Source organism: Chelatococcus sp. HY11, from assembly GCF_018398335.1.
Taxonomy (GTDB): domain Bacteria; phylum Pseudomonadota; class Alphaproteobacteria; order Rhizobiales; family Beijerinckiaceae; genus Chelatococcus.
The window spans coordinates 263,491-287,627 of the sequence record NZ_JAHBRX010000002.1; the positions used below are offsets into that span (position 1 = coordinate 263,491).

Consider the following 24,137-nt stretch of genomic DNA (forward strand, 5'->3'; position numbering starts at 1 on the left):
GATCAGCTCGCCTTCCTGTTTTCATAGGCGCGCACGAAAGCCTGCGCCCGCGCCGGTTCGACAGCATTGAGCGTCTGCCGGTCCTTCTTGATCGACGTGCCGACGATGAAGATGTCCGCCACCTCGGCGAGGCGCGCGATGTTCTCCTCGGCGACGCCGGTGCCGACGGCGACCGGCGTGTCGGGGACCTGCCGCGCGACGCGCTCGATGAGAGAGACATCGGCTTCCTTGCCTGCGGCCGGGCCGCTGACACAGACCACATCGGCGAGGCCGATGAAGACGGCGCCGGATGCCTGCTGCTCGACAGGCCGGGTGTCGATGTTGATTGAGAAGCCCGGCGTGACGTTGCAGATGATGCGGATATTCCCGGCGTCCAGATTGGCGCGGAGCCTGAGCGCGCGGGCACCATCGGGGGTCATCGTTCCGATGTCGCCGACGAGAGAGCCTGTGAGAAAGGCACGCACGAAACGCCCGCCCGTGGCATGGGCCACGGCGATCGAGGCCGGCGGATCGATCAGCATGTTGACGCCATGCGGCAGCTTTGTCTGCGCCTGGCATTCCGCGATCACGTCCGTCATCGCCGTGATCACCTCGATCGGCATATTCGCCTCGTAGGGCATATCGGATTCGTTCGTGTAAAGGAGGGCGCTGAAGCCGGCGTCCTCCAGGATCTTCGCTTCCTCACGGGCCTGGGCCACGATCTTGCGCATGCCGCCGGCGCGATCGTAGAGCGGCGTGCCGGGCAGGGCGAGCGTGTGGACGCAGCCGATCAGCAGGTGATCCAGGCCATATTCGTCACGAACGAGGGTCTTCATGGGGATGGGTCCTTGGTATCAGTCAGAGGAGATGCATGAACGCCCGGCAGCGTCTCGGACTGGCGAGAAAGGGCTGCGAGCTCACGCGAAATGGGGGCAAGGGCCTGCTCGCTCTGCCTGAACAGGGCGAACAACCGGCCATAGACCGCCGCGCGGGCCGGGTCCGGCTCGTGGCGGCTTGCGACGGACACCAGCGCGTCCTGCGCTTCGGCGAGCGAGGTGAATTGGCCTATTCCGGTCCAGGCCACGATCGCGGCGCCGAGGAGGCCCGGCTCCTTCGACGCGCCGACGACAACCGGCCGGCCGCAGACATCGGCCTTGACCTGCCGCCACGCCGGGTTCGCGGCGGCCCCGCCGCCAAAGCGGATTTCCGTGACCTTCAGGCCGGCGGCCTGCTCCGCTCTTTCGAGCACGATACGATTGAGGAAGGCGATGCCCTCCAGCACGGCCCAGGCGACGTCGGTGGCGCCGTGCTGGCGATTGAGGCCGACCAGCGCGCCGCGCAAGGTCGGGTCCCAATAGGGAACACGCTCACCTTGCAGATAGGGCAGGAAGACGAGCGGCTGCGGATGCCGGCGCCCGGCCAGCAGAGCGTCCATCGCCTTGCCGACTCCGGAATAATCGCCGTCGATCCGCCCGAGCAACGAGAGCAGCCACGCGACCGTATCAGCCCCGTTCTGGCTCGGGCCGCCGAGCTGGTGAAGGCCGCGCCAATCGACGGTCAGGAGGCCCTCCGCCTCGGCCGGCGTCTCGCTGATCAGCCCCAGCACCTCCGTGGTGCCGGAAATGTTGTAGGCATAGCCCACGCGCAGCGCGCCGAGCCCAGCAGCCGCCGCCCAGGTGTCGCTGGAGCAGCAGAACACCGGTACTCCAGCGAGCTGATCAAGCGGTGAGGGCAGGCCGTCGAGAACGCGGCCGACCTCGTCACAGGGCTCGATCGCACGTGGCAGAAGGGTTGTGGACGCGCCGACGGCTGACAACAGGTCGGCGCCTCCAATGGTCTCGGCGGAGGCCATGAGCCGCGCCATGGACACCGGATCACCCGCCTCGACGCCGGTGAGGCGAAAGTTGAGATAATCCTTGGGTTCAAGGACACGCGCGAGGCTGCGGAAAGTCGCCTCCTCCTGCTCGCGCAGCCAGGCGAGGCGGGCGAGCGGATGAAAGGCGTTGATCCTGGCCGTCTCCGGATGGAGGCCCGGGAGAGAGCCCTGCAGGCGCTTGGCCGTCGCATCGGCCCGTGTGTCCTTCCAGGTCATGGCCTGCCGCAACTGGCGGCCGTCCCGTCCCAGGAAAACCTGCGTGCGCGTCACCCCACAGATAGCAATGCCGGCGATGCTCGCGAACAGCCCAGGTTCCTCATCGGCGAGCCGGTGACAGGCCTCGATCAGGGTCCGCCACCAGTCGTTGGCGTCGACCTCCGACCAGCCGAGGCGGTCGATGATCGTCGGCCCGAATATCGCGCATTCGGCGTGGGTCGTGCCCTTGGCGTCGATGAGAGCGGCGCGGAAGCTCGTGCCGCCGAGATCAAAGGCGAGGACGACGCTCATATCGTCCCTCGTAGGGTGTCCTGCATGTCGGTATCGACCTGTCGACGAATGGTGAAGCGGTAGATATCACCTCGGATCAGGTTGTCGCTGACTTCAATGACCGCGCCCTCGCGGTCACGGGCCACGCGATGCGAGCGGAACACCGCACTGCCGACGGGGATGTCGAGATAAATCGCGTCCTGCGCCCCGACCTGGCAAGGCTCCAGGGTTTCCTCGATTGTCGCCACGCGTATGCCGTTGTGGTCCGCAAGAAGTCCATAGAGCGAGGCGTTCTCCAGCATCCCAGCGGTGATGCCCTTGACGAGCGACCGGTCGAGCAGCGAGCGCTGCAGGACGGCGGGTTGCCCGTCCAGCTTGCGCAGGCGGGTGAGTTCCACGACGCCTGCTCTCGCCATCGGGAGGCCGAACAGCGCTGTGTCGGCGGGCGTCGCCATGCGGGTTTCCATGGCAACGACATGGGTGGTGGGAACGCGGCCCGCGAGGCGCGCTTCCGTGTGGAAGTCGACGATACTGCCGAGGTTCTTCGCGATGTGAGGGGGTTTGTAGAAGGTGCCCTTGCCTTGCCGGCGCTCGATAAGCCCCTCATTCTCAAGCTGCTTGAGAGCGGCGCGGATCGTGGTGCGGCTCGCGCCATAGCGCTGACAGAGCTCATTTTCTGATGCTATGGCGCGCGTCAGATCACCGGCTGCCTGGAGGCTTCCTCGCAGATCATGCGCGATTTCCTGATAGCGTATCAACCGCCGGCCCTCTGAATTATTTCAAGCATAAAAGATACAAATTCGATACAAGTCAAGAGGCCATCTGCGCGCTTTCGGACGGCCGCGCGGCAGGCAAAGCCGGGAATCGGTCGCGATGGGCCTTGACGGTCCGGTCCGCTTGAGTCAAAAAATAACCGGAACGCAATTCCGGTTTTTTCATGCGCACTGCTGTCGATCGAATATTTGATCTTTTGGGCGCCCTTACCGAGCGGGCCTCCGGCGTGTCCCTGCAGGAGGCCGCACAAGCGTCGCGATTGTCCAAGCCAACGGCGCATCGGCTCCTGACAGACATGATAGGCCGCGGCATCGTCCGCCAGGACAAGGCAAGTGGCAACTACGCCTTGACGTTGGAGCTCGCGCTCATCGCCTTCAAGCAACTGGGCGAACTCGGTTTCCTCGACATCTGCCAGCCGACCCTCGACGAACTGGCGGCGCTCTCGGGCGAACTGGTGCGGCTCGCCTGGCGTGACCACGATCGTCTCGTCATCCTGAGCGAGGCGCAAGGCGCGAAGCCGGGCTTGCGTTTCGATGCCAATCTCGGCCGCCCGGTGGTGCTGCACACCATGGCCGCGGGCAAGGTTTTCCTGGCCTCTCAGCCACGCGCAGAGGCACTGCGTCTCGTGCGCAAGCAGGGACTGATGGGCAGCCCGGATACCGGCCCCAACGCCATCCAGTCCGAGGATGAACTTGCGCTCGAACTGTCGCGGGTGGAACGCCAGGGCTACGCGCTCGCCTATGATGAAGGCGACCTCGGCGCGGCGGCCATTGCGGTGCCGATCCTCGATCCGAAGACGCATGTCTTTCTCGGCAGCGTCGCCATCGTTGGCCCGACCGTCCGGTGGACCAAGGCCAAGCTCAGCGAACTGGCTCCGTCCTTGAACGAGGCCGCGGCGGCGATCGCCGGCAAGGCGGCCATCGCTCCCTTCTGCCGCCGTATCGCGGAAGCCAACACACGGACATCAAGGGCGGGATGATGACAAGCCGGAACTTCCCGAACCTCGCCATCATGACCGCCGTCGGTCTTGTGCTGGTGTGGGAGGCAGGCGTCCGGGCTCTTGATATTCCCGCCTATCTCTTGCCGTCACCCAGCGCAATCGTCGGAAGCCTGGCGACCCATTGGGCGCATGTGGCTGCCAATGCCATTCCGACAACCGTCAACATGGTAGGGGGCTTCCTGTTGAGCGCGGTCGTCGGCATTCCGCTTGCCATGGCGCTGGCCTATTCCGCACTGTTCGAGCGCGCCGTTTATCCAATCGTCGTTTTTTTGCAGATCGTGCCGAAGATTGCGATCGCGCCCTTGTTCATCATCTGGTTTGGCTTCGGGACGATGCCAAAGCTGCTGCTGGTCTTCCTGCTGACGTTCTTTCCGATTATCGTGAACGCGGTCGTCGGCTTCAAGACGGTCGATCCCGGCATCATGGAATTCGCGCGCGCCACTGGTGCCAAGGGTCTGCGAACATTCATGCGGATCCAGTTTCCGAGCGCGCTGCCCTCCATCTTCACAGGTCTCAAGGTCGCCGCCGCGCTGGCCTCGACGGCGGCGGTGGTCGCGGAATTCGTCTCGTCCGACAACGGGCTCGGTTATCTCATCATTACTTACAATGGCCAGTTGATGACGGCGATGGTCTTCGCCACGATCCTTGTCCTCGGTGTCATAGGGCTCGGATTTTACTATCTCATCGAACTGCTTGAAAAAATTGTTCTTCCTTGGCACGTCGCGAGACTGAGCCACGGCACATAGACCTAGACCATAAGAAGACGTCAACGGCTCCAACGCGAGCTTCACATGGGGAGGAATTGACATGACGATGAAGCGTATCATTGGCATTGCCGCAGGTTTGGCGGTGTCAATTGTGGTTGGGCTTGGCTCCGCTTCGGCCGCAGACAAGGCAAGCCTCAGGCTCAACTGGCAGCTCCTTGGTTTTCACGCGCCATTTTACTACGGCGTGGAAAAGGGATTCTACCGCGACGAGGGTATCGATCTCACAATCAACGAAGGGCGAGGTGGCGCGGCGACCGCGCAAGCGCTGGGCGCCAACAGCGATACTTTCGGCATCGTCGATGCGGGCACTGTCATCGTGAGCGTATCGAAAGGTATTCCGATCAAGACCGTGATGTCGCTGATGAACAGCGGCATCTTTGCCGTCGTCGCGCGCAAGGACGCCAATATTCAGACGGCGAAGGATCTTGAGGGCAAGACGATTTCCATCACCGCGGGCGATGCGCTGACCGCCCTGTTTCCGGCCGTCGTGGCCGCCAACAAGCTCGATGCCAGCAAGATCAAGCTCGTCAATGTGGATGCGGCGGCGAAGGTCGTCGCCGTGCTCGAAAAGCGCGCCGACGCGACGCTTGGCAGCGTCGATGCCCAGTCCTTCGTGATGGAGGCGCAAGGCGTGCCGGCTTCGGTGCTGTCCTTTGACGACCTCGGCGTCAAGCTCGTCGGCCTCACCCTTGTCACAAACGATCAGACGGCCGCGAAGTCGCCCGACCTCGTCAAGCGTTTTGCCCGCGCGACGCAAAAGACCTTCGCTGCGGCGGCAAAGGACCCGGACGGTGTCGTCGCCGCCGCGCTGAAGAGCAAGCCGGTCCTCGATCCCAAGATCCTGCGCCAGCAGATGGATGTCTCGCTCGAAAAAATGGAATCCCCCAATACAAAGGGCAAGCCGATCGGTGTCGGGTCCGAGGCGGACTGGGCCAATACGCTCAAGCTGCTGAAGACCTACCAGGGCGTCGAGACCGACAAGCCCGCGACGGCCTTCTTCACAAACGCCTACGTCGAATAGCACGGCCATGGTGCCCGCACATATTGCGCTCTCGGATGTGGGCAAGACCTTCATCCGCGGCCTTCAGCAGACGGTCGCGCTGCAGAACGTCGACCTCGATATTCGCGAGGGCGAGTTCGTGGCGGTGGTCGGTCCGTCCGGTTGCGGCAAGAGCACGCTCCTGCGGCTCGTGACGGGACTGACACCCGCGACGGAGGGTGTGGTACGTGTTGCGGGGGAGGTCGTCAACGGTCCCCGCTCCGACACCGGCATCGTCTTCCAGCGTGCGACGCTGGTGGACTGGCGCGACATTCTCGGCAACGTACTGCTGCAGATCCAGTTGCGCGGGCTCAACGTGAAGTCTTATCGCGCCCGCGCCGAGAGCCTGCTCGACGCGGTGGGTCTCAGCCAGTTCATGGATCGCTATCCCTTCGAGTTGTCGGGCGGGATGCAGCAACGCGCGGCCATCGCGCGTGGCCTCATCCACCAGCCGACCATTCTCCTGATGGACGAGCCCTTCGGCGCGCTCGATGCTCTCACCCGCGAGCAGATGCGGTTGGATCTCGAGACTTTGTGGACCCGTGACCGCATGACGGTGTTCTTCATCACCCATTCTATCGACGAGGCGGTGCTGCTCGCCGACAGGGTCATTGTCATGAGCCCGCGTCCCGGCACGATCGACAGCGTGTTCAAGGTCGATCTACCGCGACCGCGTGGCCTTGGAGCGCGCGTCGATCCGCGCTTCGCGGATCTCGTCGACAAGATTACACGCATCTTTCTCGAACGGGGCGTGTTTGACGAGCACAGACCATCCCTCGTGGCGTAACGATCACCCCAACTGCTTTTATCGGCACGGATGGCGCTTTTCTTCAATGCCCATTCAAGAAGATTGATGGTAATTCACGCGCGCAATATTTCCGGAGCACGGAACATGCAGCAGGATAAGGTTCTTATTATCGTCGGAGATGCGACGGAGACGCTCGATACGCTTTATCCACACTTGCGCTTGCAGGAAGATGACTTCCTGCCCGTCGTCGCCGGCCCGCAGAAGCGCCTGTTCCAGATGGTTCTGCACGAGGTCCGTCCGGGCTGGACCATCACCCGGGAGTGGGAGGGCTACCAGATCGAAGCGGACGTCGCCTTCCGCGATATCGATCCCGCCGACTACTCCGGGATTTTTTTCAGTGGCGGACGGGCGCCCGAATACATTCGTGATGATGATGATCTCATCCGCATCACCCAGCATTTCTTTGATGCGGGCAAGCCGATCGCCAGCGTCTGCCATGGCGTCGAGATCCCCGCCCGCGCCGACAGGGTGCGTGGGCGGCGCATGTCCTGCGTGCGCAAATGCCGTTTCGACCTGGAGGTCTGTGGCGGCATCTTCGTGGACGAGCCTTATGTCATCGACGGCAACCTGGTCAGCGGGCGCACCTGGCACGACCATGCCTTCGTCATGCGCGCCTTTCTCGCGATGCTGCGCGACGCGCGCGAGCAGCGCCGTGTCACCGCCTGAGGCCGATCAGGCGCGCTCTACGGTCAGCCAGATCAGATCCTTCGAGGCATAGGTCGCGTCCCATACGGCGCGGCCGATAGCCGGAAGCTTCGCCCTGTCCTCGGCGATCACGCCGCCGAGAAGGGGCGCGCGGATCGTTTCCTTGGTCGCGCCATATTGCACCACGAGTTTCTGGCCCGTGCGCTGCGAAAAGCGGAGACGGCCAATGGGCGCGAAGCGGATTTCCTCGGTGACGTGAACAGGCGCGGTCGTCGTCAGCGGCGTCCAGGCGAACATCGATTCGCCCGTCACCATCGGATGTTCCTGCAGCATGGTGAAGGGCAGGGCATCAAGGAGGTCGCGGCAAAGCTCCGGGTTCTGCTCGACCGCAAGCCAGGCGTGCACGCTGACGCCGAGCGGCTGCCAGGTCAGCTTGATGAAGGTCTCGCTCGGAGTGAACCCATCGACGATCGCGGCGGCATCGCGCGCGGCCCGCGCGTCGGCGGCACGGGCCTCCGCATCATCGGGATAGCGATAGTGTTCGCCGAGATTCCACGGGAAATAATGATAGACCCAGCAGTAAAGCCTGTTCGCGTAGCGCAGGTAAGCTGAGAGCAGCGCGTCGGTTTCATCGGGCGTTGCTTCCCTCAGAACCGGGCGCATCGCGTCGCCCAGCCGCTCCAGCGTCGGAAAGCCGCTATAGCCGAGGTAATTCGTATAGGGTGGCAGCATCTCGTCTGCCATGATCGCGATATTGAGATCGCTTCGTTTCTGTCGCGCCAGACGCAGCAGCGGATAGAGCGCATACATGGAACAATCGCGCATCATGCCGGCCGCGATGTCCCAGGTGCCGAAATACTGTCCGTAGGCGCCGGCCTTGTCGTCGAGCCGACCTTCGCGCAGCTTCTTTGTCTCCTGCGGCTCCTGCTTCATGATCGAGGCTGTTTCGGCATCGATCATCGCCACAACGGCCTGCACTTCGCTCGTGCTCATCGCCGCATCGCTCCATTCCCATTCTGGACAGTCCTTGCTTCGTAGCCACCACCATCATAATAGTCAATAATTGAATAATATGATCCGTGACCTTGGTGGCCACGCACGAGCCGTGCTAGGGCAGGCCAGGGACAACAAGCGGCAACGATAAGGCGAGGACGGATATGGCGTTGGAGCGCGGCCTGCAGGACGTTCAACGTGATCTGGTCGCGGTGGGTTTCTCCGACCATGAGGCGAAGGTCTATGTCGCCCTCGTCTCCATTGGCCCGGCGACCGCCTACGAACTCGCGCGCCAGGCTGGGCTACCGGTTCCCAATACCTACAATGTCATCCGTGGCCTCATGAAGCGGGCCGCGACGACCCAGATCTCGGCGCGTCCAGCCCGCTACGTCGCCGTTCCGCCGGATCAGTTCTTCGGCACTCTCGCCAGCGAGACCCAAAAGCGATGCGACGCGCTGGTCAGCCGCCTGTCGACCCTGAGCGCCCCCGCCAACGCGGATTACGTGGAAATGCTCGAGGGCTGGGCGACCATCGAACGCCGGCTGATCGCCCTGATCGCGGGCTCGACACGCCAGCTCGTGCTGCGCAGCCCCTCGACGCTCGCGCCTGAAGTCTGGGACGAATTGCGCAAGGCCGTTGATCGCAATGTCGAATGCCTGTTCGTATATTACGGCGAAAAGCCCGATCTGCCGGATCTGCCTCACGTCAGGCTGTGGCCGCATGAGGGCAACGGCGCGAGCCTCGGCCCCGACTTCTTCACCATCTGCGCGGACTTCGGCAGCGCCCTCATCCATTCTCAGGACAGACAGGAAGGGGCCTTTTCGGAGAACCGTTCCTTCGTCTATCTTGCCGGCGTATTCCTGCGGCACGAGCTTTATCTCGCCGAGATCATGATGCGCTTCGAAGGGGAAGTGGAAGAGGCCTTCGGCCCGGCGCTCTACAAGCTCCGCCAGTCGTTCGGTATGATTCCGCTCGGCGAGGAAATTCGCTCCTTCGTGCGCAGCCGGCTCCCCTACGAGCCCGCCTTCGAGCCGGATCGGGAGGATTTCTCCCCCGCCAAGCGCGTTCCGAAGCCAGAGCCGCGCAAGCGGAAGGCCAAGGCCGGCTAAGACAGTAGACACTCAGAAGCGAGCATCCGTTCCGGTCTCGCGTCATCGTGTAAGCTGCAGCGCACAAGCCGCGCGCTTTTCCCGTTCCGCCGATGTGGGAAGGCCGCTCGTCTTTCGCCCTCTCCCTCGCGGGGAGAGGGCTGGGGTGAGGGGACATGGTTTTCCGGCGGGCTTCCCCCTCACCCGCGCCTGCGGCGCGACCTCTCCCCGCCAGGGAGAGGTTAGCAAGGGATGACCGTCCCTTATCATCCCGGCCGCCTCTGGCCGCCCCCGCCGCTGGGGATGGCGCGCGTGGCTCCATGTTTCCCGCGATGCTCTTGCCCCTCGCTCCGTTAAAACCCTCCGGCGAACCGGGCTTCGCCAGAACGTACGCATAGCTGCCAACGTCCCATCCGACGCAAAGAAGCGATCGCGTGCATTTGCCACGCGCCGGCGTCTATTTTTCTCTTGAAAGAATATTCAGTCTCTGACTACTAATGGGGCCAAGGGAACATTCGCTGGCCCGGGCGTAGCGGGCAGATCGTCCTTTCGGGAGGTGATCATGGTGACAACGATTTCGAAATTGGCCGGCGCCGCGCCGGGATCCTTGCGATCACTGACCGTCGCGGCCTGGCTTGGTGCGTCGCTCGCCGGGGCTCTTGCCTCCAGCGCTTCGGCGGAGACGCTGACCATCGCGCTATCATCGACTGTGAACACCCTGGACCCCACCCAGGCACAGGTCGTCGGCACGGATGTCAGCGTTGCGACGCATCTCTATTCTCCCCTCGTGGCGCGTGGCCCGGATGGCAAGCTTTATGGCGTGCTCGCCGAGAACTGGCAGCCGGAAGGGGATTCCGCCTGGCTGTTCAATCTGAAGCCAGGCGTCACCTTCCCGGGCGGCGAACCGCTGGATGCCGAGGCGGTTAAATGGAACATCGACCGCATCCGCAATCCCGAGACGAAGTCACGCAACCGCTCATGGTTCGACCCGGTCTCGGAGGTCGAGGTGGTGAGCCCGACCCAGGTCCGCATCAAGACCAAGGGTCCATACCCCACCTTGCCTGATCAGCTGTCGATGATCTTCTTCCTCTCGCCCGAATGGATGAAGACCCATAATCCGGCAACCGAGGCCTACGGCACCGGCCCCTACAAGCTGAAGCAGTTCGTCGCCGGCGACCGGCTGGTCCTTGAGCCGAACGACAAGGCGGTTCTTGAGAAGCCGACGTTCGACGAAGTGACCATGCGGGTCATTCCCGAGGCCTCGGCGCGTGTCGCCGGTATCCTCGCGGGTGAGGTCGATCTTGCTTTCGACCTGCCGCTGGAAGACGTCGAGCGCATCAAGAAGAGCGGACGCGCGGACGCTGGCTGGGTACCGAGCAGCCGCTCGATGGTCGTGCGCATGAATACCTTGAAGGCGCCGCTCGCCGGCAACACGAAGCTCCGGCAGGCGCTTAACTACGCGGTCGACAAGGAAGGCATGGTGGAGGCGATGCTCGGCGGGCTTGGCACCGTCAGCCAGTGCCAGATCCTCACACCGGCCTACTTCGGCTTCAACCAGGATCTGAAGCCCTATCCCTATGATCCTGCCAAAGCCAAGCAACTGCTGAAGGAAGCGGGCGTGACGACCCCGTTGAAGATCGAGCTCGAAGTCCCGCTCAACCGCTATTTCATGGCGAGCGAGATCGGACAGATCGTCGCCGGCCAGCTGCAGGAAGTGGGCGTCGAGGCGACCATCAAGGAGATGGATTTCGGCGCCTGGGTCAAGACCTACGCGGGCCGGGACATGGGCCAGATGGCGCTGCTGGGCCAGGCCTGGCCGACGCTTGATGCCGATGGCATGCTGGGCCTCTACGCCGCAGCGAACCCGACCGCCTATTTCGACGACAAGCCCTTCGACGAAGCCCTCAAGGCTGGTCGCGGCACGACCGATCCCGCCAAGCGTCTAGAAGCCTACAAGACCGCGACGGGGCGTATGTGCGAGGAAGCTCCCGTGATCTTCCTCTTCGCGCAGCCCTTTACCTACGGCACGTCGAAGAAAGTGACATGGAAGGCGCGCGGCGACGACTGGGTGCGCGCGACCGACGTGGTGAAGAAGTAAGGCCCGCGCGATGTCCCGCTACGTCATTGAGCGTCTAGGTGAAGCGCTCGTTGCGGTGTGGGGCATCGTGACGATCGTCTTCGTCGTCACCCGCATGCTGGGCGACCCGGCCGTCCTTCTCCTCCCCCTCGGGACGCCGGAAGCCCAGGTGGCGGCGCTCCGGGCCGAACTCGGCCTGGAGCGCCCCATGATCATCCAGTATCTGGATTTTCTCATCCGCGCCGTGCAGGGCGACTTCGGCCTGTCCTACCAGTTCTTCCGCCCGGCGATGGACCTTGTGCTGGAGCGTCTGCCGGCGACCGCGATCCTCGCTGGCACATCCATCGTGCTCGGCGTGATCATCGGCTCGCTGGCGGGCTTCGTCGCCGCCGTCAAACGCGGTTCGTTTCTCGAATTTCTCGCCATGACGGTGGCCCTCTTGGGGCAGGCGACACCGGTGTTCTGGCTCGGCATCATGCTGATCCTGTATTTCGGCGTGAACCTTGGCTGGTTGCCGACCGGCGGTTGGGACAGCCTGGCCTCCCTCGTCCTGCCCGTGCTGACGCTCTCGATCTTCGTCGCCGCCACCGTCTCGCGGCTGTTCCGCTCCAGCATGCTCGACGCCCTGTCGGAGGATTATGTCCGCACGGCACGCGCCAAGGGGCTCCCGCCGGGAACGGTCTATACCCGCCATGCCGGACGCAACGCCCTCATTCCCGTGGTCACGATGGTCGCCATTCTCACCGCCGAACTCCTCGGCGGCTCAGCCGTGACCGAGACGGTGTTCTCCTGGCCCGGTGTCGGCCGGCTGTTGCTGCAAGCCATCGAGAACAAGGATTTCCCTGTCATTCAGGCCGGCGTTTTCCTGATCGCCGTGATCTTCGTCGGCACGAATTTGCTGATCGACCTCATCTATCCGCTTCTCGACCCGCGCATCCGGGTGACGCGATGATCGTCGCGCTTCGCAAAGTTCGCACATTCGCCGGTGGTCACAGCGGCTGGATCGGCCTCGTCCTCCTGGCGGCTGTAATCCTCATCGTGATTCTCGCCCCATTCTTTGGCCTGCCGGATCCCGTCCGCAACAATCTACGCGGCCGCTTCGCGCCGCCGTCGCTCAACTTCCTCGATCTGACGAGCTATCCGCTCGGCGGCGATCATCTCGGGCGCGATCTCTTCAGCCGGATCGTCTATGGCGGCCGGGTGAGCCTCATGATTGGCGCGCTCGCCGTCGGGCTCGGCGGCGTGATCGGTGTTATCGTCGGCTTGTTCGCCGGCTTCTACAAGGGCTGGGTCGACCGCGTGCTGATGCGGCTGGTCGATGTACAGCTGTCGATCCCGCTGATGCTGCTCGCGCTTCTCGTCGTGGCTGCGCTCGGCCCGAGCCTGCAGAACCTCATCATCGTACTCGCCCTGACGAGCTGGGTTCGCTACGCCCGCGTGGTGCGCGGACAGGTGCTGGCGGTGCGCGAGCGCGAATTCGTCCAGTCGGCCTATGCGATCGGCGTCGGCAATCTGCGCATCATCTTCGTCCACATCCTTCCGAACGTGCTGACGCCGGTGCTGGTCATCGCGACGCTCGAGCTGGCGCGCGTCATCATCCTCGAGGCCGGCATGAGCTTCCTCGGCCTCGGCGTGCAGCCGCCATGGCCGAGCTGGGGGCGGATGCTCGCGGAGGGCCGCAACTACATGGGCACCTATCCCGAGGTCTCGGTCTTTCCCGGCCTCGCGCTCTTCATCACCGCGCTTGCCGTCAATCTTTCCGGAGACTGGCTGCGCGACCGGCTCGATCCCAAGTTGCGATGATCCTGGCCCATGGATTTTGACCATGATTGGCCCCATCGCGTCGTTGAACAGGAATTGTGAAATGCTTCGCATCGGCATCGATATTGGTGGCACCTTCACCGATTTCGTCGCCTGGCGTTCCGCCGGCGGCGAAACGGTGTCCTTCAAGGTGCCGTCCACCCCGCCGAACTATGCCGAGGGCTTCAAGGTGGGCCTGACGGAAATGCTCGGGCGCGTTGGCGCCGGCGCGGACGAGGACATCATGATCGTCCACGGTACCACCGTCAGCACCAATACCGTTATCGAACGCTCGGCACCGCCGATCGCGCTGCTAACGACGGCCGGCTTCCGCGACGTGCTCAACCTCCAGCGCCTGCGCCTGAAGCAGCCAACCGACATCTTCAACCAGCGCGTGCCGGCGCTGGTGCCGCGCCATCTTGTTTTCGAGATCGACGAGCGGCTGATGGCCAACGGCTCGGTGCGCAAGCCGGTCGATCTCGATGGCGTGCGCCGGGCGGCCCGCACTGCGCAGGAGCGGGGCGCGACAGGCTTCGCGATCGCCTTCTACCACAGCTATCGCAACCCCGACCATGAACTGGCGGCACGCGAGGCGATCCGCGACGAGCTCGGCGACGTCGATGTATCGCTCTCAAGCGAGATCTGGCCGCAGATCGGCGAATACGAGCGGGCCGTCGTGGCCGTGCTCAACGCCTTCGTGAAGCCGAAGATGAACACCTATATCGCCGATATCGAGGCGTTCCTGGCCAAAACCCTGCCGAAGGCGAGCCTGTTCATCACGCGCTCGAACGGCGGGGCGATGGCGGCGGCCGAGGCCCGTCAGTTCCCCGTGCAGACCCTTCTCTCCGGCCCCGCCTCCGGCGTCACCGCCGCGCTGGCGGTGGCCGAGCGGCTCGGCGGCGGGCAGTTCCTGACCTTTGACATGGGCGGCACCTCGACGGACGTCTCGCTGATCCGCAACGCGACCGCGACCGTCTCCTCGAGCGCGGAAGTCGGTGATTTCCCCCTCAGCATGCCGGTCACGGAAATCGAGGCGATCGGCGCCGGCGGTGGTTCCATCATCTCGCTCGATGGGCGCGTGCTGCGCGTTGGCCCGCGCAGCGCCGGCGCGCGACCGGGGCCGGCCTGCTTCGGCCATGGCGGCACCGAGCCGGCGGTGTCCGACGCCTATCTCCTGTGCGGCTATCTCAATCCCGACAACTTCCTGGGCGGCCGCATGCGGCTCGACCGCGCCGCAGCCGAACGGGCGATGCAGCCTGTCTGCGATGCGGCGGGGCTCGACATGGGGGCCGCCGCCGAGGCCGCGCTCACGGTCGCGACCTCCAACATGGTGGCGCGCGTGCTGCCCTATCTCGCCCGCCACGGCGTGGACCCGGAAGACGTGACGCTCGTCGTCTATGGCGGCGCCGGCTCGCTGCACGGCCCGCTGCTCGCCCGCGAGATGGGCATCGGCCAGGTGCTCATTCCGCCGACGCCCTCGGTGTTCTGCGCCTCGGGCGGTCTCGTCACCCAACTCGTCCATGACACGGTAGCCACCGTCCACGGCCAGACGATCGATGCCGGCGTTCTCAAGGCGCAATTCGCCGATATCGAGACCCGCGCCCGGGCGTGGCTGGCGGGACAGATCGCGCCGGAGCTCCTCGTCAAGGTGGCGATCGAGCGTTTCGTGGAAATGCGCTACCGCGGCCAATCCTTCCAGCTGCAGGTCAATGTTCCCGAGGATGTGCTCGCCGACGGCGATCTCGGACGCCTCGCAGGAGCCTTCCACGCCGAGCATGACCGGCTCTACAGCCATTCCGACCCCGGTGCCGAAGTCGAATATCTGCAGTTGCGCGTGCGCATTTCCGGCGCGCTGCCGGCGCCCGGCGCCGACGAGGCGAAGCTGCGCGGCATGCCCGTCGAGCAGGCGGGCAGCCGGCCGATCCGCATCGCCGACAGCTGGCGCGAGGCGCCGGTGTTCGACCGCGCGCGCCTCGCCGCTGGCTCGCGCATTCCGGGCCCCGCCATGATCGAGCAGGACGACACAACGATCCTCGTGCCGCCCGATTTTACCGCCGTCGTCAACGACTTCGGCGATCTCATCCTGTCCCGCGAGTAACTGCCATGGATCCCGTCCGCACCGCCATCATGAACAATCGCTTCACGGCGATCGTCGAGGAAGCCTCGGCCGTTCTGCACCGCACGGCGCATACCACCTTCGTCAAGCTCGTGCAGGACTATCAATGCGCGTTGGCGACGCCCGATGGCGACATTTTCGCCTATCCGAGCCAGTCCGGCGTCACCGTGTTCATCGGCCTGCCCCTGCAGGAAACGCTGGACCGCATCGGCCGCGAGAATTTCGAACCGGGCGATTGCTACATCACCAACGACCCGTTCTTCACGGACGGGCTGGTCACGCACATGATGGACGTGACCATGATCTATCCGATCTTCCGTGACGGCGAATTGCTGGCCTTCGGCTGGTCCTTCGTCCACGCGTCCGACATCGGCGGCGCCGTGCCGGGCAGCATCTCGCCGGCTTTCACTGAGTCCTTCCAGGAGGGGCTTCGGGTGCGGCCGATCAAGCTGTTCCGCCGGGGTGAGCTCAACCCGGACGCCAAGAACATCTTCCTCGACAATAGCCGCATTCCCGAGGAGATGTGGGGCGACTTCCAGGCGATGCTGTCGGCTCTCAAGAGCATGGACCGGCGCCTCAACCAGCTCTGCGACCGTTATGACGTCGAGACCGTGCGCACTGGCATGAAGGAGGTCATCGACTTCGCCGAGCTGAAGGCCCGGTCCGTCATCGCGCGTATTCCCGACGGCGAATACACCTTCTCGGACTATCTCGAAGGGCTGGAGGAAAACCAGCACGCCCATGTCATCACGACCATGCGCGTGAGGGGGGAGGAAATCGAGCTCGATTTCACCGGCACCGATCCGCAGGTGGCGGCCGCCTATAACTTCATCATCGGCGATCGCACGCATCCCTACGTGACCCAGGCGCTCACCTATTACATGATGAGCCTTGAGCCGAGCGCGCCGAAGAACGCGGGGCTGCTCAGGCCCATCACCATGAAGGCGCCGCGCGGCACGGTCATCAACGCCGAATTCCCGGCGGCCATGGGCTCGCGCGTGGCGGCGGGCACACGCGTGTTCGACACCGTGCTCGGCTGCCTCAACCAGGCCCTTCCGGATGGCCTTATGGCGGCGGGGGCCGGCATGGTCGGCATCATCGTCGTCAATGCCCGTGACCCCTCGACCGGCCGGCCGCGCGTGAGCGTGCTGAACCCGATCATTGGCGGCGGCGGCGGACGCACGGGTCTGGACGGCATCGACGGCGTCGACGGCCGCTCCGGCGCGCTCAAAAGCATCCCGACCGAGGTGATCGAGGTCGAGACGGTGATGCATATGCGCGCCTGCCACCTCGTGCCCGACACCCAGTCGGCCGGCCAGTGGCGCAGCGGCGCGGCGCTGGTGATGGAGATCGAGAACACTGGGCTTGAAGCCAGCATGACCGTGCGCGGCATGAACCGCTTCAACTTCCGACCATGGGGCTTCCGTGGCGGGCATTTCGGCAAGCTTGGCGAAGTCATCTTCAAGCCGGCCGGCAAGCCCGAGGAATCGATCGGCAAGATCCGCGTGCTGCAGATGAAGCGCGGCGACGCGGTGCGGATCATCACGCCGTCGGGCGGCGGTTTCGGCGACCCCTTCGCGCGCGACCCGGAGCTCGTGCGCCGCGATGTTGAGGCCGAGCTCCTCAGCGCCGCCGAGGCGAAGGCCCGCTATGGCGTCATTGCCACGGCCGAGGCTGTCGACGCGGCGGCCACCGAGACAGAGCGCGCGTCACGGCTTCACGGCGAGATGCCGCAGTTCGCCTTCGGTCCGGAGCGCGAGCGCTACAACGAGATCTGGACGCCGGCGATCCGTTCCTTCCTCGCGGGCGAAGTCCTGCGGCGGCCGAAGTCCTATCGCCATCTCATCATCGAACACGTGCGTGAGGTGCTGACAGTCGCCGGAAAGCCCGTTTCAGAAGCCGACGTGCTCGCGGCGATTACCGACGCCGAAGCCATCGTCGCGGGGATTACGCCAAAGGCGGCTTGAGACCGATACAAGCCCGCGGAGCGGGCGCGTGATAGGCGTATGAGCCTAAGCATCATCCAGGGCGCGGCCAGACGCCACGCCCTGGATGAGCGTTCCAAACATATGCGTGACGCTCGACCCGGTCGTCTCAGTCCAACCCTCGGTCTCTCGGAGACCTCTTTGTTTGTTCACCGGTTTTGTCCGAGAACTTTACGCAGTTCCGGGGCGGATGCTGTAAAGGTCTTGCCGAACGACTGGGCAAGGCCGCAAGCTCACGCGGTGAAACGGCGAGGAGTGCCATCATGTCGAACAGGCCAGACGAGCGTCTCGATCGCCGCGACTTCATGATCGCATCGATCGCAGCGGTCGGCACATCAGCTGCTCTCGCAGCCAGCGCCGGTTCCGCGCAAGCCCAAGCCCCGGCGGCGACCCCGGTCAGCCCGACATCGGGCGCGCCATTGGCCACGGTCTATACTGGCGATACGATCCAGGGAAAAAGGGTCGTCAGCACGCTCGACGTCAACGACCTGGAGCCGGGCAAGAAGCACCTTCTGTATTTCCAGGGCGTGGAGATGCCTACGGGACAGCACTGGTACGTATCAGTGACGGTCGCCAAGGGCGCAAGGCCGGGCAAGCGCGTCGTTCTGGTCAGTGGCGTGCACGGCGATGAGATGAGCTCCATCCATACGGTCCAGACCGTCATGAACCAGCTCGATCCGGCGCAGATGTCGGGCACGGTGATGGCGGTGACGGACGTGTCCCGCCCGGCGTTGGAAAGCATGCAGCGCAGATGGCCCAATTTTGGCAGAGGCAATGATCTGATCGACATGAACCGGGAATGGCCTGGAAACGAGAACGGCGCCAGCGCGCCCAGCCGGCACGCCGGGCTTCTGTTCAACCGGCTGCTGAGGCCGAACGCCGACGCGGCGATCGACTTCCATACCGGGACCACCGGCTTCGATGTCACCGCATTCAACATCGGCGGCATGGACGTGCCCGAGATCAGGGCGATGTTGGAACTCTATCCCGTCGGCCAGATCTTCGACAACCACGTGTATCCCGGCGTCCTGCATAATGCCTTCGTCGACGAGGGCATCCCGGCCTTCACACCCGAGATCGGCGCAGCGCGCGTCCTGAACCCCGCGATGATCTCTCTGTTCGTGGAAGGCACGATGAACGTCCTCAAGCATCACGGAATCGTGGCCGGACCAATGGGGCGCACGGCCAAGGACGTGAATGTCTTTATCGGCAACAGCGCGCTGCCTGTTCTCGCAACTGAGGGAGGGCTCGTCGAATATCTGGTCAAGCTCGACGACAAGGTCGCGGCCGGACAGAAGCTGGCCATCCAGCGGAACAGTTTTGGCGAGGTGGTCGCCGAATATACGACCAGCGTGGCCGGAGCGATAACCGGCCTGCGCAGCGACGCGATGGCGGAACCGGGAAATCCCCTGGCATTCATCCTTTTCCAGAAGCCCACGCCGGACGACAGCGAAAATTATCCTGAGTGAAGCCAGGACTTGAGTGAAGCCAGGGCTCGCGGATTTTATACGGAACCACCGCGTCATTCCGGGGCGGGCCTTAAGTCCCGAGCCCGGAAACCATGAATACGACGGTCAACCAGTGTGCCCAGTCCGACGTGTCCTATCGTCAGACCTGGCTGGTTATGGATTCCGGGCTGCTCGCGGATGCGAGGCCCTGGAATGACGGCGGCTTCCATCCAAACTCAGCAAGCCTCAGCACACCGTCCGGAAGCGCTCGACGCAGGTGGCGAGGACCTCCTCGCCCGGGCGCTTCCACCAGTTCTCGGCGGAGAAGATCTCCACTTCCTGGTGACCGTGGAAGCCGGCCGCCTCGATCATGGCCCGGATGCCCTTGAGGTCGATGACGCCGTCGCCCATCATGCCACGGTCGAGCAGGAGATCGCGCGTCGGCACCAGCCAGTCGCAGATATGATGCGCGAGGATACGTCGCATGGCGCCGGCCCGCGCGATCTGTCGGGCGAGATCTGGATCCCACCACACGTGGTAGACATCGATGGCGACGCCGACGCCATCCCCCAAAAGCGCGCAGATGTCGAGCGCCTGGCCGAGGGTGTTCACGCAGGCGCGGTCCGCCGCATACATGGGGTGCAGGGGCTCGATGGCGAGCGGCATGCCGGCGGCGCGGGCATGCGGCAGGATGGCGGCGATACCGTCGGCCACCATCTCGCGGGCCTGGACGATGTCGCGTGAACTCTCCGGCAAGCCGCCCACGACCAGCACGAGACAGTCGGCGCGGAGCGCGCAGGCTTCGTCGATGGCCCGCTTGTTGTCGTCAATGGCGGCAGCGCGCCCCGATGGATCCGCCGCCGGAAACATGCCGCCGCGGCAAAGGCCCGTGACCTTGAGATCGTTGCTCGCGACGATACGGGCCGCCTCGTCGAGGCCGATTTTCGCGACCTGATCACGCCACGGCGCAATCGCCGTGATCCCCTGCGCGAGACAGGCATCGACCGCCTGGCGCATATCCCATTGCTGACGCACGGTCGCGAGATTGATGGACAGACCTTCCACGGGCACGTTTCTCTCCCTCATTGCGGCTCGCGCCGCTTGTCGTTGCATTCATGTGTGGCAAACGCGGCTGCTGGTTCGATGGCGACCTCATCAATGTCAGTCGGCTGGCCCGCTTTGCGACGTGCGGTCGTTAGCGTTCCCTCTCCCTTGAGGGAGAGGGACAGGGTGAGGGCAGCGCCCTCGCGGCGGAGCGCACACTCAACCGGCTCTTCGAGCCGACCTCTCCCTGCCGGGGAGAGGTGAGGGCGCCCGGCAAAAGGCCCTAGAGTCAATCGACATTCAAGTATTGCCAAGCGATACCACCGTCATCACCGGGCTTGTCCCGGTGATCCCGACCGGAAGGGCGCCTCGATCCATCGGGATGGCCGGGACGAGCCCGGCCATGACAACCGAGAATGCTGAATGTCGATTGAACCTATTCCACGCCCGCCACGGCAAGCACCTTGCGCATGCGTGCGGCCGCCAGATCCGGGTCCTTCAGGCAGCGGGCGGCATCGGCCAGCCGGAAGAGCTCGGCCAGATGCACGATGGAGCGGGCGCTTTGCTGTCCGCCGAGCATCGTGAAATGGTCCTGCAGGCCATTGAGATAGGCGAGGAAGACGACGCCTGTCTTGTAGAAGCGGGTCGGCGCCTTGAAGATATGGCGCGACAGCGGAACCGTCGGCGCCAGAATGTCGTGGAAGCCAGCTTCGTCACCCGCGCCGAGCCGCGCAAGGCCAGCCGAGGCCGCCGGTGCGATCGCGTCGAAAATGCCGAGCAACGCGTGGGAATAGCCTTGCTCATCGCCGGCGATCAATTCGGCATAGTTGAAGTCGTCGCCCGTATACATGCGCACGCCTGCGGTGGCGTTTCCGGCCGCCATGAGCCGGCGCATGCGGATCTCCTTGTCCTTCGAAAGGAGGGAGATCTTGATGCCGTCGACCTTGTCCGCATGGCTCGCGATGACGTCGAGGCAGGTCGTCATCGCCGCGTCATGGTCGCCAGAGCCCCAATAGCCTTCCAGCGCCGGATCGAACATCTCGCCGAGCCAATGCAGTATGACTGGTTCCTTGACCTGCGCGAGAATGCGTCCGTAAACGCGGGCGTAGTCGTCCGGACCCTTCGCCGCCTTGGCGAGTGCCCGGCTCGCCATCAGGATGATGCGTCCGCCCATAGCCTCGATCGTCTCGATCTGCTCTTCATAGGCGCGGATCACGTCGTCGATCGTCACGTCCGGGGAGGGGATGAGCTGATCCGTGCCGGCACCGACGGCGATCAGCGCGCCGGGACGGCCGCGCGCCGCCTCGAGCGAATGCCGGATGAGCGTCTGGGCGTTCGACCAGTCGAGGCCCATGCCGCGCTGGGCGGTGTCCATGGCTTCGGCGACGCCGAAGCCGAGGTCCCAGAGATAGTGTCGGAAGGCGATCGTCTTGTCCCAGTCGATCGCGATGTCGAGCCACGGATCATTATTAGCCAATGGATCCGCGACCACATGCACAGCCGCGTAGGCGATGCGGTTGAAGTGGGGAGCCGCGCCCGACGCCAGAGCGGGCAGGGGGGCGTTGCGGACCGTGTAGGTCTCGAGGCCGCCGTCGAGCCGGGGAAGTGTGATTTTGGGGAGGGTAAGGCTTGCCATGACCATCACCGTGCCTGCGCCAGCGTTTCGACCGGCGGCACGTCGAGCCAGCGGCGCTCCGCCCAGCTCTTCAGGCCGAGCTCGGCCAGTTGCACGCCCTTCACGCCCTGCATGAGGTCGAATTTCCACGGCGTGTCGGCCACCACATGGCGGATGAAATCCTCCCACTGGGCCTTGAAGCCGTTGTCGTAGGTCTGGTTGTCCGGCACCTCGTCCCACTGTTCGGCGAACTGCATGGTCTGCGGCTGATCGGGGTTCCACACCGGCCGCGGCGTGTTCACGCGGTGCTGCGTGAAGCAGCGAGTGAGGCCGGCAACGGCCGAACCATGGGTGCCATCGACCTGGAAGGTGACGAGATCGTCGCGCTTTACACGCACGGCCCAGGACGAATTGATCTGGGCGATGATGCCCCCTTCGAGCTCGAAGGTGGCGTAAGCCGCGTCGTCGGCATCGGCAGTATAGGGCTTTCCGTCCTCGCCGATGCGCGTCGGGATGTGGGTCGCGCCGAGGCAGCTTACCGCCTTCACCTCGCCGAAGAGATTATCGAGGACGTAGCGCCAATGGCAGAGCATGTCGAGGATGATGCCGCCGCCATCGCCCTTGCGGTAGTTCCAGCTCGGCCGCTGCGCCGGCTGCCCCCAGTCGCCCTCGAACACCCAGTAGCCGAACTCGCCGCGGACCGAGAGGATGCGGCCGAAGAAGCCGGCTTCGTTGAGCATCTTGATCTTGCGCAGACCCGGTAGATAGAGCTTGTCCTGGACCACGCCGTTCTTGACGCCGCGCGCGCAGGCAAGCTGCGCGACGGCGAGTGCTTCCTCGATCGTCTCGGCGATCGGCTTTTCCGAATAGACATGCTTGCCGGCCTCGATCGCCCGGGTCAGCAGGCCCGCGCGCATGACGGTGGAACCCGCATCGAAGAAGACAGTGTCCTCAGGGTTCGCCAGCGCGCCGTCGAGATCCGTCGAGGTGCGGGAGATGCCGTGCTTTTTGGCGATCTCGGCAATCTTCTCGCCGTTGCGTCCCACAAGGATCGGATCGGGCATCACCCGATCGCCGTTTGGCAAGGCCACGCCGCCCTGATCGCGAATGGCACAGATCGACCGGACAAGATGCTGATTATAGCCCATGCGACCGGTGATGCCGTGCATGATAAGACCGAGACGCTGTACCGCCATGGTGTTTCCCCTTCTCATCGCCTTAGGGAAGGCGACTTTTAAGTAACTGTATGGTTACAAATACAGCATGGGTGGACTGTCCCGTCAAGGGCTCACGAGCCTGGGGTGCGGCTATCGGCGACCTGTGGACGTTGCAGAAACGTGACGAAATGTCGAAATCGTCATAACTCCGCCATCAACAATCCTTTCGGTGGCGACGACTGATTGACAGCGGCACATCTCCTGCGGCTCGCTGATCCTGAACACCTCTCGTCGTTCACCCCTCAACAACACTCCGAAAGGGGCCCTATGCCCGCTCGCTGCTCGTTGTTCCGGTTCGTTGCCTTTGCTTGCCCGCTTCTGACCGTCGTCGGCATCGCCAATCTTCCGAATGCGGCCCTCGCCGATCCGCGCGATATCGCGGTTGAGGTTCGCAATCTGAGCGAGCCCGTCCGGTGCGCCGAGAAGGACAATGTCTATCTCCCGTTCCAGGCGGCGGAGAAGGGGCCGATGCCGCGCAGTTTCCGGATCGAGGTGCTGCACCCTGCCTATATCGGCACACTGGCGGCCGACCGGCAGGCCCCTGACTGGGCGCAGTGCGACATGACTGCGGATCCTGTCTTCCTGGGGCACCCCCGCGAGACGACGCTGATCGATAACGACAGGTTTCGGCTGATTGCCTATTCCTATCCGTCCCTCTGGCGGCCAAGCACCGTCCCCGTGGTGATCGGCGACAAGCGCGAGGAGGGCGTCCATCTTCTTCAGCTCTGGGCGAAGGAGAAGAACGGCCAGTCTGAAGAAGTGGTGGTCGTCTATCCGCAGGATGGCTATTGGCGCGGCCGGCCCTTAAGCCCGAAGCACCTCGGCAACAGTGCCTATGGCACGTCTTTCCTCGTCGGTCCGGTGGAGACCGAAGGCAGGCCGATCGTTGCCCTGAAGACCCTGTCTTTTGACCCCGCAACAGGCGATTTCCGCATGGAGTTCGCGCGCGGCGGATCAGGTGCGCTTGCCATCATCGCGCTGGATCAGGACAGGCTGGTGCTGTCCGTCAATTTTGACGGTGCCGTGCCGGACGACCACCCCTTCGCCGCGCTGCGTTCTATGTATGTCACCGAGACGAATGCCGACGCGGCTCGTGTCGCCTGGGTTCATCAGGACGGCAAGGGCTGGGGCGAGGAACAGGTCATGACCTTCAAGCGGGCCGCGACGCCTGAGTTCTGGCTCGGCCGGACGCTACCCTCGCGCCATAACACCAGCGCGCCCGACGTCGCCTTGAGCCAGTTTCGGGCGGCCACGGTGGAGGCGGCCACGCCGAAGCCAACCCTGACCTCGGGCGAGCCCGCGCGTTCGGACAAGGACGCGCCGAAAGCCGAGGCACCGAAGGCCATGGTACCGAAGGCTTTGGCACCGATCACCCGCTGA

The 24,137-nt window shown here is 64.3% G+C and carries 20 protein-coding genes; 13 read left to right on the forward strand and 7 right to left on the reverse strand.

Going from position 1 to position 24,137, the window contains the following annotated elements:
- Positions 1 to 2: 2 nt before the first annotated feature.
- From KIO74_RS22285 to KIO74_RS22295, 3 genes are read right to left on the reverse strand one after another with little or no spacing between them, the layout of a single operon-like run.
- Positions 3 to 815, reverse strand: coding sequence for a BtpA/SgcQ family protein (locus KIO74_RS22285; RefSeq protein ID WP_213336814.1), 813 nt, complete (start codon positions 813 to 815; stop codon positions 3 to 5).
- Complete coding sequence (locus tag KIO74_RS22290; protein ID WP_213336816.1) at positions 812 to 2,362, reverse strand: xylulokinase; 1,551 nt, start codon at positions 2,360 to 2,362, stop codon at positions 812 to 814. The genes KIO74_RS22285 and KIO74_RS22290 overlap by 4 nt, the downstream gene beginning before the upstream one ends.
- Positions 2,359 to 3,099, reverse strand: coding sequence for a GntR family transcriptional regulator (locus KIO74_RS22295; protein WP_213336818.1), 741 nt, complete (start codon positions 3,097 to 3,099; stop codon positions 2,359 to 2,361). The genes KIO74_RS22290 and KIO74_RS22295 overlap by 4 nt, the downstream gene beginning before the upstream one ends.
- Positions 3,100 to 3,278: 179 nt before the next feature.
- On the opposite strand from KIO74_RS22295, the gene KIO74_RS22300 reads away from it, so the two are divergent.
- From KIO74_RS22300 to KIO74_RS22320, 5 genes are all read left to right on the forward strand, one after another.
- On the forward strand, positions 3,279 to 4,094 hold the full coding sequence (locus KIO74_RS22300) for an IclR family transcriptional regulator (protein ID WP_213336820.1): 816 nt from the start codon (positions 3,279 to 3,281) through the stop codon (positions 4,092 to 4,094).
- Positions 4,094 to 4,861 (forward strand): ABC transporter permease, encoded by a 768-nt coding sequence (locus KIO74_RS22305; protein ID WP_249731435.1) that lies wholly within the window; start codon positions 4,094 to 4,096, stop codon positions 4,859 to 4,861. Before KIO74_RS22300 ends, KIO74_RS22305 begins: the two co-directional genes overlap by 1 nt.
- 61 nt (positions 4,862 to 4,922) lie before the next feature.
- The gene (locus tag KIO74_RS22310; RefSeq protein ID WP_213336826.1) at positions 4,923 to 5,903 is read left to right on the forward strand and encodes an ABC transporter substrate-binding protein; all 981 of its coding nucleotides are present in this window, start codon (positions 4,923 to 4,925) and stop codon (positions 5,901 to 5,903) included.
- A gap of 7 nt (positions 5,904 to 5,910) precedes the next feature.
- A complete protein-coding gene (locus tag KIO74_RS22315; RefSeq protein ID WP_213336829.1) occupies positions 5,911 to 6,708 on the forward strand; it encodes an ABC transporter ATP-binding protein in 798 nt (265 codons plus the stop codon).
- Positions 6,709 to 6,813: 105 nt separating this feature from the next.
- Complete coding sequence (locus tag KIO74_RS22320) at positions 6,814 to 7,395, forward strand: DJ-1/PfpI family protein (protein WP_213336831.1); 582 nt, start codon at positions 6,814 to 6,816, stop codon at positions 7,393 to 7,395.
- A 6-nt stretch (positions 7,396 to 7,401) separates the two neighbouring features.
- Here KIO74_RS22320 and KIO74_RS22325 read toward each other — a convergent pair whose 3' ends face one another.
- Complete coding sequence (locus KIO74_RS22325; RefSeq protein WP_213336833.1) at positions 7,402 to 8,367, reverse strand: cucumopine synthase-related protein; 966 nt, start codon at positions 8,365 to 8,367, stop codon at positions 7,402 to 7,404.
- 164 nt (positions 8,368 to 8,531) lie between these two features.
- Between KIO74_RS22325 and KIO74_RS22330 the strand changes: the two genes are divergently transcribed.
- From KIO74_RS22330 to KIO74_RS22360, 7 genes are all read left to right on the forward strand, one after another.
- Positions 8,532 to 9,476 (forward strand): TrmB family transcriptional regulator, encoded by a 945-nt coding sequence (locus tag KIO74_RS22330; protein WP_213336836.1) that lies wholly within the window; start codon positions 8,532 to 8,534, stop codon positions 9,474 to 9,476.
- A gap of 541 nt (positions 9,477 to 10,017) precedes the next feature.
- Entirely contained in the window at positions 10,018 to 11,553 is a 1,536-nt protein-coding gene (locus tag KIO74_RS22335) for an ABC transporter substrate-binding protein (protein ID WP_213336838.1), read from the forward strand.
- A 10-nt stretch (positions 11,554 to 11,563) separates the two neighbouring features.
- On the forward strand, positions 11,564 to 12,484 hold the full coding sequence (locus KIO74_RS22340) for an ABC transporter permease (protein WP_213336840.1): 921 nt from the start codon (positions 11,564 to 11,566) through the stop codon (positions 12,482 to 12,484).
- Entirely contained in the window at positions 12,481 to 13,335 is an 855-nt protein-coding gene (locus KIO74_RS22345; protein ID WP_213336842.1) for an ABC transporter permease, read from the forward strand. Before KIO74_RS22340 ends, KIO74_RS22345 begins: the two co-directional genes overlap by 4 nt.
- Positions 13,336 to 13,396: 61 nt before the next feature.
- Positions 13,397 to 15,430: a hydantoinase/oxoprolinase family protein gene (locus KIO74_RS22350; protein WP_213336845.1), complete on the forward strand. Its 2,034-nt coding sequence runs from the start codon at positions 13,397 to 13,399 to the stop codon at positions 15,428 to 15,430.
- Positions 15,431 to 15,435: 5 nt separating this feature from the next.
- On the forward strand, positions 15,436 to 17,415 hold the full coding sequence (locus KIO74_RS22355) for a hydantoinase B/oxoprolinase family protein (RefSeq protein WP_213336848.1): 1,980 nt from the start codon (positions 15,436 to 15,438) through the stop codon (positions 17,413 to 17,415).
- 281 nt (positions 17,416 to 17,696) lie between these two features.
- Positions 17,697 to 18,902: a M14 family metallopeptidase gene (locus KIO74_RS22360; protein WP_213336849.1), complete on the forward strand. Its 1,206-nt coding sequence runs from the start codon at positions 17,697 to 17,699 to the stop codon at positions 18,900 to 18,902.
- 225 nt (positions 18,903 to 19,127) lie between these two features.
- Here the strand turns inward: KIO74_RS22360 and KIO74_RS22365 are convergent, their stop codons facing one another.
- The 3 genes from KIO74_RS22365 to KIO74_RS22375 form a co-directional block, all read right to left on the reverse strand.
- Positions 19,128 to 19,952 (reverse strand): sugar phosphate isomerase/epimerase family protein, encoded by an 825-nt coding sequence (locus KIO74_RS22365; RefSeq protein ID WP_213336851.1) that lies wholly within the window; start codon positions 19,950 to 19,952, stop codon positions 19,128 to 19,130.
- A gap of 409 nt (positions 19,953 to 20,361) precedes the next feature.
- Entirely contained in the window at positions 20,362 to 21,561 is a 1,200-nt protein-coding gene (locus KIO74_RS22370; protein WP_213336853.1) for a dihydrodipicolinate synthase family protein, read from the reverse strand.
- A 5-nt stretch (positions 21,562 to 21,566) separates the two neighbouring features.
- Positions 21,567 to 22,736 carry a Gfo/Idh/MocA family protein gene (locus KIO74_RS22375; RefSeq protein ID WP_213336854.1) on the reverse strand — a complete coding sequence of 390 codons (1,170 nt, stop codon included), beginning with the start codon at positions 22,734 to 22,736 and terminating at the stop codon, positions 21,567 to 21,569.
- Between the two features lie 288 nt (positions 22,737 to 23,024).
- On the opposite strand from KIO74_RS22375, the gene KIO74_RS22380 reads away from it, so the two are divergent.
- A complete protein-coding gene (locus tag KIO74_RS22380) occupies positions 23,025 to 24,137 on the forward strand; it encodes a hypothetical protein (RefSeq protein ID WP_213336856.1) in 1,113 nt (370 codons plus the stop codon).